This window comes from Micromonospora sp. NPDC005305, from assembly GCF_040607315.1.
In the GTDB taxonomy this organism is placed as follows: Bacteria; Actinomycetota; Actinomycetes; order Mycobacteriales; family Micromonosporaceae; genus Micromonospora.
Map to the genome: position 1 here is coordinate 13,733 of NZ_JBEXGL010000040.1, position 16,693 is coordinate 30,425.

Consider the following 16,693-nt stretch of genomic DNA (forward strand, 5'->3'; position numbering starts at 1 on the left):
CTCCTCGGGGCCGCACCCCTGAACGGTTTGATGCATCGGCCCGCGGGTACACCGCGACCCGGCCCGAGGGGGTGGGCCGAGGATCGGAGCCACATACGATGGTGGGCTCCATCCGGTCCGGATGCTAGGCGAGGCCCGAGGAGTGCGGGATGGCCGAACCGGAGAGCCGGGACACGGGCGCACGGGGGTCGCCCGCGCGACCGCGCGAGCAGGTCGATCGGCAGCGCGACGCCGAGGAGGGCGTGCAAGTCGCCGGTCGGGGCCAGAACATCGGTCCTGCCGATGCCTCGACGGATGCTGACCGCGGCGAACGCCCGGCAGTCTCGCAGCGCACTGAGCAGGGCCTAATCGAGCCGGCTGGCAGGCACAGCAGCAAGACGATGTCAGATCCGGACGTCGTCCTCCAGCTCCCGCAGGTCAAGGTCGAACAGATCTACGTCGAGGTCGACAACCTGGACGCCTCCGTCTCATTGCGAGCCCGGCTGGGTAGCCTGCTCCAGCTCGACGTGGGCGTCCAGGCGCACCTCGGCACGGTGAAGATCGACATTAGGGGCGTTGAGGCCGACGCAATGCTGGAGGTTCGGCTCGAGGAACTCCGCGGCATTCTCGACAGCGCCCTCCGCACCATCGAGCGCAACCCTCAGATCATCGAGTCGTTGGTGAAGACCGTGGATACTGCCGTGAATCAGGTCGGGCAGACAGCTCAGCAGGTGCTCGGGCCGCAGGGGCCGCTAGCGCGGACGCTCGACCACGTCGGGCAGACGGCGCAGCAGGCGTTGGGGCCCGATGGGCCGCTGTCGCAGACGCTGCAGCAGAGCGCCCAGCAGGTCGGTCAACAGCTCGGGCAGACCACCCAGCAACTGGCTCAGAACCGCGTGGCGGCGGCTGGCGGCGGGGGTCTGGGCGGCGTGCTGGGCGGATCTCCGGCCCGAGCGGCGTGGCAAGGGATGATGAAGTTGGTCAACAGCAGCCAGCCACTGAGGCAGGTCGCGGCGTGGCTGGTAGGACCGCAGGGCCAACAGCGGCAGAGCTGATCGACGTCGCCGTCGCACTGAATGCCCAATGTGCCATTCGCTCGGCATCCTCCGGGTCACTTCGTGGGATGTGGGGGCCGATGCGGCTGGAGGCATCGGTGCTGCGGTTTCTGGCGCAGGAAGCTCGCTGCGGCCGGTACCGGGCAGTTCGGGTCACCGCCGCCGCCGACCTCTTGGCGTGGGGAGCGGCTCTCTTGGCGCGGGGGGCCACTCATCCCGCTTTGACGGTTCGCGGGCCGCCGGCCACCCTGACGTTCTCGCCAGAGTGCTCGTGGTGCTGGCGACCGGAGCGCTGCTGCTCGTCCCGTCACTGCTGCGGCTGTTCGGCACCTTCCAGGCGTTCGAACAGCTCCAGCGGGCCCCGGGTCTGAAAGCCCTGGCCGAACAACTCCTTCGAGCGGTCCTGCACCTCGAGGGCAGCGACCAATTCCTGGAACCGGCGGCCGTCGGCGCGCACGGCGTCGACCGGTGCCAGTGTCAGTTCGTTGATCGCCCGTTTCGTGGACAGAATCCCCGCCGAGGGAAAGGACGCGATCCGCCGGGCCAGCGTGGCTACGAAATCATCGAGCTCGGTGTCCGGCAGCGCCCGGTTGATCCACCCATACCGCTCCGCGAGGTCAGCGTCCGCGTCCTGCGCACCGAGGATCATCTCCATGGCCCGTCCTCGACCGAGCCGGCGCACCGGTTCTCGGTGCTTTCACCCACAGGTAGGGCCACCTCCCCGGCTCTGTCCGCCGGGGATGAAGCTCCGAAAACCCGGTCGGCGCCGCTCCGTCGGCTGCCCCAGACTCGATCGTGGATCATGCCGCCGTCGACCGGAATGACGAGTCGACAGTTTCGGCTGCGTTCGTTCTCACCTGGGCGAGCACAATTGCACCGGGAACCCGCCGATCCGAGCGGACAGGTATCGCATGTGGAGATGACTGTGCGGGCCCGGATCCGGGCCGGGGATCCGGACGCCTTCCGGGACCTGTTCGACGACCATGCCCGGTCGGTGTACAACCACGGCTTCCGTCTGACCGGGGACTGGTCGGTGGCGGAGGAGGTGGTGTCGCTGACCTTCCTCGAGGCGTGGCGGCTGCGGGACCGGGTCGACGCCGGCGCCGAGGCCGGGTCGTTGCGTTCCTGGCTGCTCGGCATCGCCACCAATGTGGCCCGCAACGTGCGCCGCGCCGCCCGCCGGCACGCCGCGGCCATGTCCCGGCTGCCCCGCGCCGAGGTGGTGCCGGACTTCGCCGAGGAGGTCGCCGCCCGGATCCGGGACCGACAACGGCTGGCCCTGGTCCGCATCGCCCTTGCCGCGTTGCGGCAGCCGGAGCGTGAGGTGCTGGCGTTGTGCGTCTGGTCCGGGCTCGACTACGCCGAGGCGGCGGCCGCGCTGGGGGTGCCGGTCGGCACGGTGCGATCCCGGCTGTCCCGGGCGCGCACCAAGCTGCACAAGCTCGTCACCGCGGGGAAGCTGCGGCAGGTCGGGGTAAACCCGGAACCGGCCGGCGGCCGCGGACAGGTACCAGTCGACCGCGCGATCGCGGTCCGGTTCGCCGAGGGGGATTCACGATGAGCACCGACCCGCACGACGTACGTGGCGAGCTGGCCGGTTTGCTGCCGCCGCCGGTGGAGCGGGACCTCCCGAGCGGCCGCCACCGGTTGATCCAGGAGTTCGTGATGACCCAGATCCATCCCAGCCCGCCCGTGCCGCCGCGTCGAGCACCGCGCCGCCGGCTCATCCTCGCCTCGGCACTCACCGCCGCCACGGCGGCCGCCGTCGTGATGCTGGTCGGCCTCGGGCCGTCCGACGGCACCGGTGGCGCCCCGGGCGCCGGTGGCGCCACCGCCCCGGATGACGGCCGGGCGCCGGTCGCGGCCGGCCCCTCCGGCCAGCAGGTCCTGCTCGCCGCCGCCACGACCGCCGGGAAGCAGGCCGCCACCTCGGGCGCCTACTGGCACCTGCGGACGACTGCCATCGACTACGAATGGGAGACCTGGATCGGGCGCGATGGGGGGACCTGGGTACGGGGTGCGAAGACCGGCGGCGACCTGATGGCGCTTCCCGGGGCCGCGTCGTTCCGGCTGGGCGGCCCCGAGGTGAGCTTCGCGCAGCTCCAGCATTTGCCGACCGAACCGGCCGCGCTCAAGCGCTGGATGACCGAGTCGGTGCGTAACAGCGACATCCGGACGAGCGCCGGCCGGCCAGACGCGGCCATGCGGGAGCAGATGGTCTTCGACGGCCTGCTGTCCCTACTCGCGCAGTTGCCCGCCCCGCCCAAGGTCCGCGCCGCCGCCTTCCAAGCGGTCGCCGCGTACCCCGACGTGACGAGCACCGGCGCGACCGACGGCGGGCAGGGCCTGCTGATCCGCCTGAACGGGGAGCCGGTGGCCCGGATGGTCGTCGATCCGGCCACTGCCCGAATCCGAAAGACCAACTTCTTCGTCACGACGGACGGGGCCCGAATCTCGACTCCAGGGGACGCCATGTTCACGCTGACCGCGGAGTGGACCGACCGGCTGCCCGGCTGACGGTCATCGGGTGCGGATGCCGCCCGCGGCATCCGCACCCGGCGCCCTCGTCCCTCCCGACAGGGTTGTTCGTCGGGAGGGACGAACGGAGGCCGTAGCCCCGGCGCGTCCGGGCGGAGCGCGTCGGCGAAGGACCCCCGGTGAAGACCGGGGCCGCCCGCCGCCGGCGGCCCCGTGTCGGTCAGCGCGGCCGGCAGCCGGTCATCGGCGGAACGGCCCGGTGACGCAGTAGGTGATGCCGCCGGAGGACGAGCCGGTCGTGCCGCGTTGCGACGAGAAGTACAGCCGGTCCCCGGCAGGGGTGAACGCCGGCCCCGTGATCTCCGAACCGTCCTGTCCGGTGATCCGCAGGAAGACGGAGATCTTGTCGTCCGGCGTGATCATGCAGATCTCCATGTTCCCGCCGTCCTCGGCGACGTACAGGTCACCGGCCGTGGACCCGGTGATGTTGTCGACCCCGTCAGCGGGGCGGCGCCAGTCGGCACGAAGCGGTAGAACTTGCCGTCGGTCTCGTCCTCGGTCAGGTAGATGACCCGGCGGACCGGGTCAGCCGCGGCCGCCTCGTGCTTGAACCGGCCCATTGCGGGACGTGCCACGGAGGTCCCGCCGATTGGGTATGTCTCGAAGACCCGGCCCGGGGATACTTCCTCGCAGGAGAGCCAGGCCTTCCACGGCGTCCTGCCGCCGGCGCAGTTGTTATTGGTGCCGGCGCCGGTCAGGGAGCCCGGCCGGGTGCGTCGACGACGCCGGTCGCCGTGACGACGGTCCAGGTCTCCTCCGCCGTGGCGGCGCCATCCCGGACGCCGATGAACTGGCAGGTCCGGGCGTCCAGCATGATCTCGTAGTGCCCCTTCTCCAGGACCGGGTAGGTGACCGAGATACCGGTACGCCCGCCCAGGTCGACCTGCCCCGGCGCGCGACGCAGGTCGGGCAGCAACGCGATGGCCCGGTAGAGGGCGGTACGCAACTGGGCCGGCAGGATCGGCCCGGCGTCACGGAACAGCTCGACCACCAGTTCGAAGGCCACCAGATCGGTCGGCATCCCGGCCGAGAGCCGGGGGCTGTCGGTGCGCGACTTCTCGGCCGCGGCCGACCGCAGCACGGCCAGCAGCCGGTCCGGCTCCGTCGGCAGGCTGCCGAGGTACGCCGGCGTCGGCCGCTCCAGGCCCGGTCCCTTGACCGCCAACTCCTTCCGCCGTGCCGGGTACTCCTCGTCGGGCCGGTCGTACCGGTGCGGCGGCTGGCCGAGCAGGCCGGCGGACTCGGCGATCTTCCGGTCGGCGGGAGTCAGTGGCCGCGCATCGGCGCCCTCCTCACCCCTGGTCCGGACCGGGAACATGCCCTGCGGGTCCAGCCAGGACTCCTCCCAGCTCCTTTCCCGAAGACGCACGGTCTGCGCGCCCCAGGGTCCGCCCAGGAAGGCATGCAGGCCATTGCTCTCGGTCCGCCGGTAAATGAACTGGCCGGGGGCGACCCGGAGGTCCCCGGTGGTCGCCGAGTGCTGCGCGGCGAGTTCCAGCAGCACGGTCGGCCCGTCGTCGGGCCCGACTGACGTACCGATCGCTGTACCGGTGGCCGGTGGCCGGGCGCCGGTACGGGGCACCAACGCCACGCCGCCGGCCAACCCGGCCAGCGCCAGTGCCGTCGCCGAGCCGAGCAGGAGTCGGCGAGAGACCGGCCGGTACCGGGCCGGGCTGTGCCGCGTCGCGTTGAGGACGGTGTGCCGCATCCGCTCGGTGGCGTCCGCGGTGGGCCCGGTCAGGCCGTCGCGGAACCCGGCGAGCGCTTCGAGCATCGTCGTGTCCCGGTCAGCGGCGCGTTCTCTGCTCATCTAGTCCATGACCTTTCAGCCAGAAATTGTTCCGGAAGGGCCGCGCGCAGCCGGGCCTTGGCCCGGTGCAGGCGGGACCGCACGGTGCCCGGCGGTACGCCGAGCGCCGCAACGAGTTCGGGGTAGTCCAGCCCGACCCACACGTGCAGCAGCAGCACGTCCCGCTGGTTGCGGGGCATCGCCGCGAGCGCACCGGCCAGCCACCGGCCGGCCGCCTGGGCGTCGAGCCGTTCGCCGGCCCGGTCCGCGAATCCCTCATTGACCTGCCGCGCCCCGCCGAGCGGATCGACGCCCGACCGGGCGACGGCCCGCAGCCCCCGGACCTCGGTCCGGCGGTGGTTGCGCAGCAGGTTGGTGAGGATGCCGGCCAGCCACGGACGGGCGTTCGGCACCGACGGGTCGTACCGGGCCCGGCGGGAGAAGGCCACCAGGAAGGTCCCGGACACCAGGTCCTCGGCCAACTCCCGGCCGACCCGGCGGGCGGCGTAGTCGAACAGCCACCCCGAATGTCGCTCGAACAGCTCACCGAAGAGTTCCGGCGGACCACCCACGAGCGCCGCGTCCGAGCGGTCCGTCAGGGGCAGGGTCACGCGCGCCTCCGATCGTCAAATGTCACGCCTTGTTCTTGTCCGGTGCGGTGCGCCAGGTTCCCGCACGGAACCTGGCGCACCGCGGCGGCGCTACCGGCCGATCGCGTACCCACGGAGCACGGTCTGCTCCACGGTGTTGCCGTTCGCGTCGGTGGCCTTGGCCCGGAGGGTGGCGTAGCCGGTGACCGGGTTCTGGGTGGTGACCTGGTAGTGGTCGCCGTCCGCCGTCACGAGGGTGGGCCGCCAGGTCTTACCGTCGTCGTAGGAGACGTCGACGGTGAACGAGGTGGCCCGGGTCGCACCGCCGCCCTGCTGGCTGACGTACGCCGGGAAGCTGAACTTCCCGGCGGGCGCCCGGTTGCGGAGGTCGACGGCCGGGTCGAACCGGACGGTGAGCAACGGCACCGGCTTGCCCTCGTCGGCCACTGAGGACCGGAAGGTCCAGGCGGCGGAGACCTTCGTCGACAGCGTCGCCGATCCGGGCGCCACGGTCGCCTCGGCCACCAGCCGGTAGCTCGCCGCGTCGTCCGGCAGCGGGAACAGCGCGAAGCCCGGGTCCGGTTCCGTGCCGACCTGCTGTCCGTCCCGGTAGAGGGTGATCGAACCGGTGGCCAACCCCGACCACGGGACCCGGGGCCGGCCGGCTGGATCACTGAACATCGGCGGCATCGCGACCAGCAGGCGCCTGTCCCGCCAGACACCCTGGCCACTGTGCGGGTCGGTGCTGGTGAGCTGCCAGGACGGCCCGGCGACCGCCTTGTTCCAGGTGACCGTGGCCCGATACCCGGCCCGCAACGACACCGTCTGCGAGGTCCCGTCGAACGTGGCCACCTGGTGGTTCAGGTTCCAGGTGCCGGGGGTGAAGTACTCGGTCCGCTCCTGCCCCGCCCGCACCGGCTCGAAGGAGCCGACGCCGACCATCAGGTCGTCGTATACGGCGAAGGCCTGGACGACGTGCCGGGAGTCGGCCGAGTTGTCGTGGTACCTGGCCCGCACCGCCACCAGCCCGGCGGTCTTCGCCTGGTGCACCTGAGGCTCGCTGACCTTGCGCTCGGTCAGGTACGCGAGTTCGTACCGCAACGCCGGCCACGGCCGGAAGACGTAGGACACCGGGGTCCCGGCCGCCTTCACCAGCGCGACGAACCGCTGCATCGTAGGGCTGGTCGCGCCGTCGCCGACCATCGTCGGCAAGGCCGGCCCGCCCGGCGCCTGCCCACCACCGGCCGCCGATGCGCCGGCCGGATCCGTCCCGACCCACATCGCGTACTTCCCACCCGCGTCCTTGATGGCGGCGATCCGCTGGAAGATCTGATCCCAGCCGGTGTTCTTCGTCGCCTCGAACACGACCAGCTTGCCGTTTGCGTCGATCTTCGCCAGGTCCTCCGGGGTGCCCGCGCCGCCGTACACCGCCACGATCGAGCCCTGCTCGGCGGGCGGCGAGTTGCCGAACCAGCCGACCGGGAGCGCGAAGGCCGGGTTCGCCCGGACAGCGACCTCCAACTCCGGTTCCCGCGCCGTGCGAGCCTGGGTGAAGGCATACGCCGACGAGTCGGTCCCCGGCACCGTCGCCACGTAGGTCTCGACGAAGCGGGGATCCACCTCGGCGAAGTACGAGTACGGGCAGGAACAGTCGCTGACCCGGCTGACCGCGCTGATCTCGTGCTTACCGCCCCGGGCGGCGGGGTTGTCCGTACTGGCCGACGCCGGCTGGCCGATCCGGGCGTCCAACGTGTAGCTGGCGTCGTGGTCGAGGGTGAACTCGGGGTGCGAGATGAGACTCACCGAGGGTTCCCCGCCGGGTCGGGCGGTGGCGATGCTGCCGTGCAGGGAGTACCGGCCGCGGGGCACCCGGACGGTGCCGCCCGGCTCCAGGTCCTGGGAGCGCTGTCCATGATCCAGGTCGACGAGCCACAGGTGCCGGTAGGGGTTCTCCGCGGCCCGCCTGCCGTCCCGGTCGACCAGGTTGACTTTGAGGTCGAACTTCTCCTCCTCCTGGAGCACCGACAGGGCAGTGCGGGTGCGTACCGCGCCGTCGGCGCTGGCGCCGGTGAGCATGCCGGCGTAGCCGGCCGCGCCACCGTCCTTGCCGGTGATGAGGACGTCGATCGAGGCGTCGCCCCCGGCCGGCACGGTGACCGTGTCGGCGGACAGCGCCAGCATCCCGGCCGGCGGGGCCTGGCCGTCGCGGCGGGTCAGCGTCCCCGACAACGCGAGCGTCACCGCGGACGTGCCGGTGTTCGACCAGGTCACCGTCGACCTCTTCACCGTGCCGACGTTCGGCCACGGCAGGTTGACGCTGACGCCGCCGGTCGCCGTGACCGGCTGCCCGGTCGCCCGGTCGACGTCCACCCGACCCGTGCCCACGGCGTGCGGGCTGGCATCGACCTGGGCGGCAGTGCTCATCAGCGCCGACTTCAACCGCGCCGACGACCAGTCCGGATGCTGCTGCACCAGCAGTGCCGCCCCACCGGCCACGTGCGGCGTGGCCATCGACGTTCCGGTCAACCGCTGATACGCCTCCCCGACCGGCTCACCGATCGGATCGACCCCGGAAGCGCGGGCGGCCACAATGCCCTCGCCCGGTGCCGCCACCTCCGGCTTCAACGCCCCGTCACCCAGGCGTGGTCCACGGTTGGAGAACGGGCTGAGCACATCGCTCTTGCTGACACTGGCCACCGCCAGCGCGTCATCCGCCGCCGCCGGCGTGCCGACCGCCTCGTCCGCACCGTCGTTACCGGCGGCCACCACGAACAGGGTGCCGTACTGGCGGGTCAGGTCGTTGACGGCCACCGACACCGGGTCGGTTCCGTCGGACGGGCCGCCACCGAGGCTCATGTTGACCACCTTGGCGCCGCTCTCCGTCGCCGCCCACTGCATACCGGCGAGAATCCCGTCGAAGGATCCCGACCCGGTGTCGTCGAGGACCTTCCCGACCGCCAACGTCGCGTCGAAGGCGACGCCCTTGTACCTTCCGCCGGAGGCGGCGCCCGACCCGGCCACCGTCGAGGCGACGTGCGTGCCGTGACCGTTTCCGTCGGTCACGTTGCCCTTGCCGGTGAAGTCCCTGGCGGCGGCGACCCGGTTGGCGAAGTCCGGATGGGTGGCGTCGATACCGGTGTCCAGCACCGCCACCGTCACCCCCTTGCCGGTCAGGCTGCGGCTCCAGGCGGCCGGCGCACCGATCTGCTTGACGCTCTCGTCCAGGCTGGCCCGCACCTTGCCGTTCAACCACACCCGCTGGATGCCGTCGCCGAGCCGCCGGTTCCCGGCCCGCGTCGGCGCCGCGCCCACCTTGCCGGTCGGGGCGCCGGTGGCGGTGAGGGTCTTCGCCCAGAGCTGGGCGGTGGTCGCCTTCCTGCCGTCCAGGGCCAGGACGTTCAGGCCCGGAAGGGCCCGCCGCACCGCCGCTCCGGCGGGCGCCTTCGCCCGTACGGACTTCGCGTCGGCGTACCGGACCAGCAGCGGGACGTCGGCCGTGTGCGCGTCGTCGTAGCCCTGCCGGACCAGTCCGGTGACGTTGAACAACTCCAGGTCCAGGACCCCGTCCTGGACCAGCTTCGCGGCCTCGACCGGCACCACGTACTGGTCGCCGTGCCGTTGGAACTGCTGGAACTGGTTGACGGCGGCGGGTACCGCGGGCTCCACCGTGACCCGGGACCGGCCACCGACGGTCCAGAGCCGGGCCCGGTCGCCGGTCACCAACGTCACCGAGGCCGACGGGGCGCCGCTGTCCTGCCGCGCGACCAGGCGGGGCGTCTCGGCCGAATGAGCGACCGTGGGCAGCAGCCCGAAGGCGGCCGCGAGGAGCACCGCCACTCCCCCGGCCAGTTTGTTGCGTCTGAGCATCTGCTCTCCCTGCTGACGAAGTGCCACCACCCGTCGGGACGCACGCGGGCGCACGGTCGGGCTGGTTGACACGGACGGCGACTGCGCCGTCCGTGCTGTTCTTCGCCGCAGGGGTCAGCCAGGTTCCCGGCCCGCCGCGCCCGAACGGGCGCGGCGGGCCGGATCGGCTGGTTCCGGCCCACCGGGACGTCCAGCGGGTAGGTCAGCGCCGGGCGGCCCTGCGGGGCACGCCAGGCTTGCCGGACAGCCGCAGCGCGAGGGCTGGACAAGCACCCACGGCCCGTTTGGCGCCCGGTTCGAGCCAGGCCGGCACAGGAGTGTCCGGGAACGACCGGTAGCCGTTGCCGTCCAACTGGATCAGCTCGGGCACCAGGTGGGCGCAGAGCCCGTGTCCGTCGCAGCGGGCCCAGTCCACCGCAAGCCGGCTGCCCACCGCGCTCTCACCCGGCGGCAGCGGCAGGACGCCCTTGACCTGCTGCCCGCAACCGTCGCGGGTCAGGTGGGCGGCGATGTCCTCGGTGAAGGTGTCCAGCGCGGAGAGCGCGAACCAGGCGGTGCCATCCGGGTGGCTGCACGCGCCCCGGCCGCGTACTCCGCCGGCGGCCGTGCGGATCGCCTCAAGCGCGTTGCCGCCCGCGCCCCGGGCCGAGCGGCAGGATGATGCCGGCGCCGAGGGTCCCACCGACCTCGGCGAGGCTTTCCCGGGAGACGACCGCCCGGGCTGCCGCGTCCGCCGTGATCCACTTCCCGTGGAAGCCACCAAGCAGTACGCCGGGTCCGATCTCGGCCTCGCACATCTCCAGCACGTCCAGCAACGGCACACCGGTGGATGTCTCCACCACGCCGGGCCGCCGGGCGGATCCGCCGACGGTGAGCAGGACGGTTCCGGGCTCGTCGGTGGTGCCGACCGGCCCGTAGGCGTATGGGCCCAGGACTACGTCCGTCGGGAGGCGCTGCCGTCGACCTCGCTGCAACTCTCCAGGGAGGTCGAACGGCTGCCGGACCGGGTGGGCAGGCTCGGCTCCGAGCGACTGGTCCGGGACGCGCTCGGCCGGCGGATCGATTCAAGTGCCCGCAGCGCCCTCGGGTACTCCTCGACCGCCCGGCGGAGTTCCTCGATCGACGAACCGAGAATGCCGGGTTCGCGATCTTCGGCGACGCGGCTGAGCTTGTACAGCGGCTCGACGACCGTCCGGAAGGCGGGTGGCGTGTTGGACCGGACCAGCGGATGGCGGGAGTACCCCCCGTCCGGATAAGCCCAGTGACTCGACCCGCTCCGGATCAGCGTCTCACCCAGATAGCGAACCGCCCCCACGACGAACGGGTCATCGGCGGCGGCCTGGACCGCGGCCCAGTCGGCAAATCGGTCCAGCACAAGGTGTTCCAGCGCATCGAGGGACTCGACGGAGAAGTCAAAGGAGGAGCCCTCCGGCCGGAACCGTACACACCACCTGTCGAGTTCAGCATCCATATCGGACAGCCACCGGTCGAGGAAGTCCGTCGCCGGCTAAATGCGCCGCGCCCGTCGGCTCCAGCCCGTGGAAGTCGAGGCCGAACTCGTCGTGGAGCGCCCTGGCCTGCTCCGGCGAGGCCAGGACATACACGTCGTCGTGACAGGGTTCCTTCTTCGCCGGACGGAGGCGGAAGAATAGGCGTGGATCATCACCGCCGGGGTCCAGATCGTTGATCTGCTCGGCTACCGCCGCCTGGTCCACGTAGTCATCGGACTCATGCTCGACGTGCCACCAGACCGACTCGCCGTTACGTACGAAGTGCAGCCACTCGGAGTCGCCCTCACGCACAAGCACGACGTCGGAAACCATCACCGCACCACCCGTACACTCGGCCACTCTCTCCTCGAGCAGGTACCGGTAGTGGTCCGCTACGTCGTCGACATCATCGCCGTGCACCGCGATTGCCACACCCAACTCGGGGAGCCAACCGAACAGGTCGCGGTCCGTCAGCTCCTCATCCAGGTGATGTTCGTTCCACTCGGCGATGCTGGCCAACTCGACGGCGGCCTTCTCCTCCACCATCATGCCGAGTTCCACCAGCCTACCGACCAGTTTCCGAAGGCTCCTTCTCGCCATGCCGCAGATTCTGGCACGGGACGGCATGGCCGAGTGGCAGGTGGAGCGACCTTGAGCGTGGCACTGCCGCGGGCCCGGGCGCCGGCCGGCGCCGGGCCCGCGGGGCACGTGAGCCGGGGCGGCGTTCAACGGCGATGCCGGCCGCTCCATCGCCGTTGGCGCGCCTCCGATCCCCGGCGGTCCGGCCGGTGGCCGGTCGCCAACGGGCCGCGCCCGGCTCCGGAACGACTACGTGACGCGATAGGCGGTGTAGCGCACCCGGTCGGCCTCGCGAATCGCCGACGCCACGAAGATGCTCTGCTCCAGGACGGCCAGCGCGGGCACCGACGTCTCCAGCCGTACGGACAAGCGGAAGTAGTACTCGGCGGGTTCGACCGGGTCGCCGCGGAGCAACGCTTCGAGGATCTCCGGGCGGCCGCTGCGGACGCCGAACGTACGGATGTAGACGTGGCCCCCGCCGGCGGTCCGCGCCGAATAGCGCGTGTCGATCTCGATCGCGCCGTCGGGGCGGACCAGCTGCCAGTCGGCGCCGCCAGGGAGGATGTCAGCCTCGAAGAGGCCGGTGACCTCGCCGCCGACGATGGGCACGACGCGGCGGTGACCCGTGCGGGTCACCCCATGGTCCTCCAGTGCGCCGAGCCGGGCCTCCACCTCGAACGCGGCCTCGAGACCGGGAACCGCCGGCGCGCTCACGGGGTCCGGACCCGCAGGTCGGCCCAGCGGGGGCGGAGATCGCTGGGGAAGGTGTTTCGGTTGGCGCGACACATCGGCGGCTGAGGTGGCGTACTCATGGGGCGTCCTTGGCCTGCGCGAGGGCGTCGCGCAGGCGCTCCAACGCGGGCACCGCGGCGGCAAGGGCCGACCGGTCCGCCGCTGACAGGGTGGCCGGTCAGCGCGGCGGCCGGGCCGCCCGCCGCGCGGTGCTCGAGTACGTCAACACCGGCGAACGCCCGACCACCGGCCTCACCCGGCAGCCGGTGTCCGAGGACAGAACCGCCCCGGTCAGGCCGCCTGCCGGCCGACGTCAGTCGTCCACTCGGCCGCGGCCGGCAGCAGGTGCCGCACCTCCGGTGCGCCGTCGCTCAGATCCCGCGCCCGATACTCGGCCTGCTCGTCCGCCTCGGTCAGCCGGCCGCCGTGCTGGCGCAGATGCTCGTCCCACGACGGCACCAGGTAGACCTCGGTGTACTGGTCGGGCGTCTCACCCGCCCGGAACAGGCCCCACCGCATCGCCCCGGTACGCTGCCGCGACCCCCGGACGTGCTCCATCGCGTCGAGGAACTCGGCCTCCCGTTCAGGCCGGATCCGGTAGGTGACGGTCACCAGCACCGGCCCGACCCGGGGGTCCGGCTGCAACGCCAGGGTGAGCGGCGGCCGGTAGGCGGCCGGGTCCCTGCTCACCCCGCGCAGGTCGGGCAGCGGCCAGATCTGCGAGGTTGCGGCCCCGACCAGCATCAGGGCGGCCGCCACACCGAACGCGACGACCAGGCCCCCGACGTCGGCGACCAGACCCCAGATCAGCGCGCCGACGGCCTGCCCGCCGCCCTGGACCACCTGGTAAACGGCCAGGCCGCGGGCGCGTACCCAGCCCGGCAGGAAGAGCTGGATCTCGGCGTTGACGTTGGCGAGCACGGTTACCCACGCCAACCCGGCCGGTAGCAGGGCGATCAGCACCACCGGCACGACCTGGACCGAGGCCACCACGATCAGGGTGCCGCCGTACAGGGCGCCGGCCACCAGCAGGAACTGGTTGGCGGTCACCCGGGTGCGGATCCACGGCAGCAGCAGCCCGCCCAGGATGGCGCCCACCCCGAGCGCGGCCAGCAGCAGTCCGTACCCGCTGGAGTCCAGGCCGAGCCGCCGGCTCGCCACCAGCGGCAGCAGCGCCCACAGCGCGCTGGCCGGGATGACGAAGACCAGCGCGCGCCGCAGCAGCCGGCGTACGGTCGGCGAGTGCCGCACGTACCGGCCGCCGGCGCGCAGCGCCGCGGTGAACCGCTCGGGCACCTCCACCGCGCGGGCGTCGCCGGGTCGCCACCGCATCAGCGCCATCGCGAAGACCAGGTACGCGAGCGCGTTGAGGCCGAACACCGGCGCCACGCCCACCTTCGCGATGAGCACACCGGCGGTGGCCGGGCCGACGGCCCGGGCCACGTTGACGCTGATCGAGCCGAGCGCGGAGGCCGCCCGCAGCTGTTCGCGCGGCACCAGCTCGGGGATCACCGCCGCCCAGGCCGGGAGGGTCAGCGCCTGGCCCACGCCGAAGGTGAAGGTGAGCGTGAGCAGCAGGGCCGGCGGCATCCGGCCGGCCGCGGTGAGCAGCGTCAGCGCCGCCGCCACCGCGACCAGGAACAGCTGTACGGAGATGAGCAGGTGCCGGCGGTCGAAGGTGTCCGCGAGCGCGCCGGCCGGCAAAGCCAGCAGCAGCATCGGCAGCAGGCTGGCGGTCTGCACCAGAGCGACCAGGGTGGACGCGTTGGCCTGGTGCACCAGCAGCCACTGGGCGCCGACGGTCTGCATCCAGGTGCCGATGTTCGCGGCGAGCAGGGCCAGCCACAGGCTGCGGTAGACGGCGGTGCGCAGCGGCGACCACGCCGAGACCGGCGGCTCCGCAGTGGCGTCGGTGGCGCTTACCACCGCCCGTCCGCGCGCAGCACGAGCTCGCCGGAGACGTACAGGTCGTCGGGGGCGAGCCGGAGCAGGCGTACGACCTCGGTGGCGACCTGGTCGGGCAGGGCGTAGATCTCGTCGAGGAACGGGTCGCCGGCCCGCTCCTGCAACCGGGTCGGCATCGGCCCCGGAAGCACCTGCATCACCTTGATCCGGTTGCTGTGCTGCGCCTCGGCCAGCGACTCCACGAGGCTGCTGCCGTAGCTCTTGGTGGCCCGGTAGACGGGGATGCCGGGGCGGGCCTGGGTCACCGCGATCGCGCCGACGTACACCACGTTGCCGAAGCCCTGCCGGTGCAGGTGGTCCAACGCCACCTTGAGCACGTACGTGGTGCCGAGCGCGTTGACCTCGATCGCCCGGCGGATGCGTTCCGGGGACAGTTCGGCCAGGTCTCCGCCGACCCACACCGAGGCGCAGTCGGCCACCCCGTCGACCGTGCCGTACCGGTCGGCCACCTCGGCGAAGGCGTCGCGCACCTGCTCGTAGGAGGAGATGTCGCAGAGGATCCCGCCGCAGCGCAGGTCGTTCGCCGTCGCGTCGACCTCGTCAGCCACGTCGCCGAGCACGACCACCTGGTGCTCGTCGACGAGCAGCCGGGCGACCTCGAGACCGAGACCGCTGGTCCCCCCGACCACGATGAAAGTCCTGGCACCCATGCCCTCCCCCAACGCCGGGGCGCACGAGTGGTTCGCGGGTGCGCCGGCGGTGGCTTCCCGCTGGCGTCGGTTCCACACCCCGGGGTTTTGCTGTCGGCGACGCGTGTCCCGCCCGCCCTGCTGGGGCCGGTGTGCCGGCTGGGGTGGGAGGTGTCGGTGCGGCCCGGAGGTCACCACTTGTCCCACGAGATGGTCCAGTCGCCCACGCCGTCGCTGAGCGCCATCTTGCGGGGGTCTTGCGCATAGCGCTTCGACATCGTCAACGCGCTGGTCAGGCTCGCGCTGCCCCAGTCAGTCCGTGACATGATTGCGCCCATGGGGAAGCAGCAGGACGTCGGCGGGCCTGATCGTCACAGCGGGTCAGGTACCACCGCCCACCGTCCGATCGGTGGGAGCATCGACGCGCGGCTCGCCGTCGCGCAGGACCCCGCAACGCCACAGATGACTCTCATCGACTTAGAGCTCCTAACTCTTTGAGCGTTGGAGTCGTCGCCAGCAGATGATGGCGCAGGCGAGGGTGAGGAAGGCTTCGTGGATGTCGTCGCGGATCTCCCAGCGGATGCGTAGCCGGCGGAACCAGTGCAGCAGGGCGATGGTCTGTTCGACCACCCACCGTCGGGTGCCGAGCCCGGAGTCGTGTCCGGTGCCGCGTCGGGCGATGACCGGGGTGATGCCCCTGTCGCGGAGCTGCCGGCGGTAGATGTCGTAGTCGTAACCCCGGTCGGCGTAGATCCGGCCGGGTCGCTGCCTTGGTCGACCGCGGATGCCCTTGATCCGGGGGATCTTGTCTACCAGGGGCAGCAGTTGGGTGACGTCGTGACGGTTGCCGCCGGTCAGGGTCGCGGCGAGGGGGATGCCGCCGGCGTCGGTGATGACGTGGTGTTTCGAGCCCGGACGGCGGCGGTCGACCGGGCTCGGACCGGTTTTGGGCCACCTTTGAGCGCCCGGACGTGGGAGCCGTCGATCACCGCCCGGGACATGTCCAGTTGACCGGCGGCCCGCAGCTTGCCCAGCAGGAGCTCATGCAGTCGTTGCCACACGCCGGCGTCGTTCCAGTCCCGTAGCCGGCGCCAGCAGGTCATGCCTGACCCGAACCCGAGCTCCTGAGGCAGGTACTCCCACGGGATCCCGGTGTAGAGCACGAACAAGATCCCGCACAACACGCTGCGGTCATCAAGCGGCTTGCGACCGGGATAGCGCCGCCGACGAGGCGGGCGGGCCGGCAGCAACGGCTCGATCTCGGCCCACAGGTCGTCCGAGACGATCCACGGCGGCTGCTCACCTCGCCTCACGGCCGACCACTGTAGTTGATCGTCCACGAGGGATGGATCCACCCATCCGCCTAGATCATTCTGTTAGGAGTTCTTAGCGTCCGACCCGTCGGCTGTGGTCCGTAAGGCGGTCGCGGCCCGGACCGACGCACCCGCGCAGGCACTGCGACCGCTGACCCGCGACCATG

General features: G+C 71.8%; 17 protein-coding genes and 1 pseudogene. 4 read left to right on the forward strand and 14 right to left on the reverse strand.

The genetic code is table 11. The features are described 5' to 3' along the window. Positions 1-149: 149 nt before the first annotated feature. The gene (locus ABZS80_RS32550) at positions 150-1,034 is read left to right on the forward strand and encodes a hypothetical protein (RefSeq protein WP_355061937.1); all 885 of its coding nucleotides are present in this window, start codon (positions 150-152) and stop codon (positions 1,032-1,034) included. A gap of 307 nt (positions 1,035-1,341) precedes the next feature. On the opposite strand, the gene ABZS80_RS32555 is transcribed toward ABZS80_RS32550, so the two are convergent. Further along, on the reverse strand, positions 1,342-1,689 hold the full coding sequence (locus ABZS80_RS32555) for a hypothetical protein (RefSeq protein ID WP_355061939.1): 348 nt from the start codon (positions 1,687-1,689) through the stop codon (positions 1,342-1,344). 264 nt (positions 1,690-1,953) lie between these two features. Here ABZS80_RS32555 and ABZS80_RS32560 point away from each other — a divergent pair, with 264 nt between their 5' ends. Both ABZS80_RS32560 and ABZS80_RS32565 read left to right on the forward strand, forming a co-directional pair. Beyond that, on the forward strand, positions 1,954-2,595 hold the full coding sequence (locus tag ABZS80_RS32560) for an RNA polymerase sigma factor (RefSeq protein ID WP_355061941.1): 642 nt from the start codon (positions 1,954-1,956) through the stop codon (positions 2,593-2,595). Further along, the gene (locus tag ABZS80_RS32565; protein ID WP_355061943.1) at positions 2,592-3,551 is read left to right on the forward strand and encodes a CU044_5270 family protein; all 960 of its coding nucleotides are present in this window, start codon (positions 2,592-2,594) and stop codon (positions 3,549-3,551) included. The genes ABZS80_RS32560 and ABZS80_RS32565 overlap by 4 nt, the downstream gene beginning before the upstream one ends. Positions 3,552-3,752: 201 nt before the next feature. Here the strand turns inward: ABZS80_RS32565 and ABZS80_RS32570 are convergent. From ABZS80_RS32570 to ABZS80_RS32630, 13 genes and pseudogenes are all read right to left on the reverse strand, one after another. Then, positions 3,753-4,246, reverse strand: a pseudogene (locus tag ABZS80_RS32570) (alkaline phosphatase PhoX); the annotation flags it as partial. A 20-nt stretch (positions 4,247-4,266) separates the two neighbouring features. After that, positions 4,267-5,382 carry a CU044_5270 family protein gene (locus tag ABZS80_RS32575; RefSeq protein ID WP_355061945.1) on the reverse strand — a complete coding sequence of 372 codons (1,116 nt, stop codon included), beginning with the start codon at positions 5,380-5,382 and terminating at the stop codon, positions 4,267-4,269. After that, positions 5,379-5,972 (reverse strand): RNA polymerase sigma factor, encoded by a 594-nt coding sequence (locus ABZS80_RS32580; RefSeq protein WP_355061947.1) that lies wholly within the window; start codon positions 5,970-5,972, stop codon positions 5,379-5,381. The genes ABZS80_RS32575 and ABZS80_RS32580 overlap by 4 nt, the downstream gene beginning before the upstream one ends. A 90-nt stretch (positions 5,973-6,062) precedes the next feature. Continuing rightward, positions 6,063-9,818 carry a S8 family serine peptidase gene (locus ABZS80_RS32585; protein ID WP_355061949.1) on the reverse strand — a complete coding sequence of 1,252 codons (3,756 nt, stop codon included), beginning with the start codon at positions 9,816-9,818 and terminating at the stop codon, positions 6,063-6,065. A gap of 202 nt (positions 9,819-10,020) precedes the next feature. Next, positions 10,021-10,500 (reverse strand): ferredoxin, encoded by a 480-nt coding sequence (locus ABZS80_RS32590; RefSeq protein WP_355061951.1) that lies wholly within the window; start codon positions 10,498-10,500, stop codon positions 10,021-10,023. Next, a complete protein-coding gene (locus tag ABZS80_RS32595; RefSeq protein ID WP_355061953.1) occupies positions 10,436-10,792 on the reverse strand; it encodes a hypothetical protein in 357 nt (118 codons plus the stop codon). Before ABZS80_RS32595 ends, ABZS80_RS32590 begins: the two co-directional genes overlap by 65 nt. Continuing rightward, a complete protein-coding gene (locus ABZS80_RS32600) occupies positions 10,753-11,289 on the reverse strand; it encodes a hypothetical protein (protein ID WP_355061955.1) in 537 nt (178 codons plus the stop codon). Before ABZS80_RS32600 ends, ABZS80_RS32595 begins: the two co-directional genes overlap by 40 nt. Next, positions 11,279-11,908: a hypothetical protein gene (locus tag ABZS80_RS32605; RefSeq protein WP_355061956.1), complete on the reverse strand. Its 630-nt coding sequence runs from the start codon at positions 11,906-11,908 to the stop codon at positions 11,279-11,281. Before ABZS80_RS32605 ends, ABZS80_RS32600 begins: the two co-directional genes overlap by 11 nt. Positions 11,909-12,136: 228 nt before the next feature. Next, the gene (locus ABZS80_RS32610; RefSeq protein ID WP_355061958.1) at positions 12,137-12,601 is read right to left on the reverse strand and encodes a DUF3237 domain-containing protein; all 465 of its coding nucleotides are present in this window, start codon (positions 12,599-12,601) and stop codon (positions 12,137-12,139) included. Between the two features lie 309 nt (positions 12,602-12,910). Next, a complete protein-coding gene (locus ABZS80_RS32615) occupies positions 12,911-14,545 on the reverse strand; it encodes an MFS transporter (RefSeq protein WP_355061960.1) in 1,635 nt (544 codons plus the stop codon). Further along, entirely contained in the window at positions 14,539-15,234 is a 696-nt protein-coding gene (locus tag ABZS80_RS32620) for an SDR family oxidoreductase (RefSeq protein ID WP_355061962.1), read from the reverse strand. The genes ABZS80_RS32615 and ABZS80_RS32620 overlap by 7 nt, the downstream gene beginning before the upstream one ends. 170 nt (positions 15,235-15,404) lie before the next feature. Then, positions 15,405-15,539: a hypothetical protein gene (locus ABZS80_RS32625; RefSeq protein ID WP_355061964.1), complete on the reverse strand. Its 135-nt coding sequence runs from the start codon at positions 15,537-15,539 to the stop codon at positions 15,405-15,407. A gap of 160 nt (positions 15,540-15,699) precedes the next feature. Continuing rightward, positions 15,700-16,499, reverse strand: a protein-coding gene (locus ABZS80_RS32630) for an IS5 family transposase (protein ID WP_355061965.1) whose coding sequence is annotated in 2 segments (ribosomal slippage) — positions 15,700-16,163 and positions 16,163-16,499 — 801 coding nt in all. Because the reading frame shifts where the segments join, the coding sequence is not laid out codon by codon here. Positions 16,500-16,620: 121 nt separating this feature from the next. Here ABZS80_RS32630 and ABZS80_RS32635 point away from each other — a divergent pair. Next, a partial coding sequence (locus ABZS80_RS32635) for a hypothetical protein (protein ID WP_355061967.1) occupies positions 16,621-16,693 on the forward strand: 73 nt, incomplete at its 3' end.